We start from the raw sequence: 693 nt of genomic DNA, 5'->3' as shown, positions 1-693 counted from the left end.
AGAACTCGCCTTTATCTTTGCGGAAGTAAATTTTCAGGATGTCGTTGTTGGCTTCCTGACGCAGGCTATAGCGATCGATATCGTCCGGGTTATTAATGCCTAAGCTTTTAAGATTGTCATACATAGCGATTTTTCCACCAAAAAGAGAGAAGCGCGCATCTGTGTTCATGGCACAAAAATAACTGTAGACAAAAAACGGGTTGAACACTGCGCGACAGGAGATAACTGGCGCGGATTATGACCTGGGTGAAAAGTAAACGCACCTGTTAATTCGGTTCGCGAATCAGGTCAGAGAAGGGGAAGTGTAAAGAAAATATGACGGGCCGGAAAGGCCCGTCGGGAAAGCTTAGTCGATAGTGCGCAGCAGTTCGTTAATGCCCACTTTGCCGCGCGTTTTCGCGTCGACTTTCTTCACGATCACCGCGCAGTAGAGGCTGTAGCTGCCATCTTTCGAAGGCAGGTTGCCGGAAACCACCACAGAGCCTGCCGGTACGCGGCCGTAATGCACTTCGCCCGTTTCGCGATCGTAGATTTTGGTGCTCTGGCCGATATAAACGCCCATGGAAATCACAGCGCCTTCTCCTACGATCACGCCTTCCACGATTTCAGAGCGCGCGCCGATGAAGCAGTTATCTTCAATGATGGTCGGGTTCGCCTGCAGCGGCTCCAGCACGCCACCGATGCCGACGCCGC

Annotated in this window: 2 protein-coding genes; both read right to left on the bottom strand. The window is 51.9% G+C overall.

The genetic code is table 11. The features are described from left to right. On the bottom strand, nt 1-124 hold a 124-nt coding region (locus tag B3797_RS00040), incomplete at its 3' end, for a DUF3461 family protein (protein WP_311790029.1). Nucleotides 125-346: 222 nt separating this feature from the next. Continuing rightward, nucleotides 347-693 (bottom strand): DapH/DapD/GlmU-related protein (locus tag B3797_RS00035; protein ID WP_311790021.1); only part of this gene is annotated, 347 nt, incomplete at its 5' end.

The sequence above is a fragment of the Pantoea sp. UBA5923 genome (genome assembly GCF_002431095.1).
In the GTDB taxonomy this organism is placed as follows: domain Bacteria; phylum Pseudomonadota; class Gammaproteobacteria; order Enterobacterales; family Enterobacteriaceae; genus Pantoea; species Pantoea piersonii.
This window is presented reverse-complemented; position numbering and strand designations above follow the sequence as displayed.